Origin of the sequence: Nonomuraea sp. 10N515B, assembly GCF_052245915.1 — a bacterium.
In the GTDB taxonomy this organism is placed as follows: Bacteria; Actinomycetota; Actinomycetes; order Streptosporangiales; family Streptosporangiaceae; genus Nonomuraea.
Map to the genome: position 1 here is coordinate 1 of NZ_JBQQBQ010000197.1, position 1,389 is coordinate 1,389.

1 protein-coding gene is annotated in these 1,389 nt (G+C 69.8%); it reads left to right on the forward strand.

The window, feature by feature from the left end; all coding sequences use genetic code 11:
* On the forward strand, nt 1–1,389 hold a 1,389-nt coding region (locus ACTWQA_RS58985; protein ID WP_443167495.1), incomplete at both ends, for a DNRLRE domain-containing protein.

Genomic DNA, 1,389 nt, shown 5'->3' on the forward strand with positions numbered 1-1,389 from the left:
GTTCGGCGACTACACCGAGCAGATCCCGGCCGGCGCGCAGATTGCCGACGCGCGGTTGTCGCTGTGGCAGGCCACCGCCACCGGCACCGGCGCCTCCTTCACCGCCCACAAGCTCACCAATGCCTCCGACGAGGCGGCGACCTGGACCAGCCCGTGGACCAGCCCGGGCGGCGACTTCGACGCCACCGCCCTCGGCACCGTCTCCGGGCTGTCCGACAGCGCCGGCTGGCGGCAGTGGACGGTCACCGACGCCGCCAAGGCCTGGACCGCCACCCCCGCGGCCAACCACGGCCTGCTGGTCAAGATCGCCGACGAGGCGGGGGCGGCCAAGCAGTCGGCGCAGTTCCTGGCCACCGAGACCGATGAGCCGCTGCTGCGGCCGAAACTGGCCGTCACCTACGCCGACCAGGCCGCGGTCACCTCGTTCTACGCGCCCGGCACCCCCGAGCGGCTGGACGCCGGCGCCACCACCAGCGTGGCGGTGATGGTGAAGAACACCACCACCCAGCCCTGGCCGGCCGCCTCCACCAAGCTGTCCTACCACTGGAAACTGCCGGACGGCACCGACATCTCCACCCCCGACACCCAGCTGAAGACCAGCCTGCCGTATGACCTGGAGCCGGGCGCCGCCGCCACGGTGGACGCCGCCGTCAAGGCGCCGGCGGCGGTCGGGAACCTGGCCGAGGGTGCTCAGCTGGTGTGGGACGTGCAGGACACCGTCACCAACAACTGGAAGTCGGCCACCCACCAGCTGCCGCAGCTGCCGCAGCAGATCCGCCTCGACTCCCCCACCTCGGATTTGCTCGGTTTGGAGAAGTTCTACGCCTACACCGGCAAGAACACCGGCGCCGGCGGCTCCGCGCTGGCCAACTTGTATGCCGGCAACGTGGTGTGGGGCTACAACGCCTTCTCCAACCCCTCCCGCGGCCCGCAGACCTTCGCCCGGATGACCTACAACAGCCTGGACACCAGCACCGCCTCCCTCGGCTACGGCTGGAGCTTGCAGACGTCCACGCTGGCCAAACTGGGCTCGCAGCTGCAGTTCCACCCGCCCGGCCAGAAATGGCCCACCCAGGTCCGCCTGACCGACGGCGACGGCACCACGCACGTGTGGACGCTGGACACCCACGGCAACACCAGTTGCCTGCCCAACACCTGCGACTACGTCCACCCCCGCGGCGTGCACCTGTACCTGCAACGCGTCCCGGAGTCGGCCAGCCTGCCGGACCGCTACTCGCGTGACCCGGCCCGCCAGTGGGTGTTCACCAAGCCGGACCGCACCCAGTTCTTCTTCGACGAGGAGGGCTTCCAGTCCGCGATCGTCGACAAGAACGGCAACACCATGGCGTTCACCTACGAGCGCCGCCACTCCAACAACAAGCCCACCAA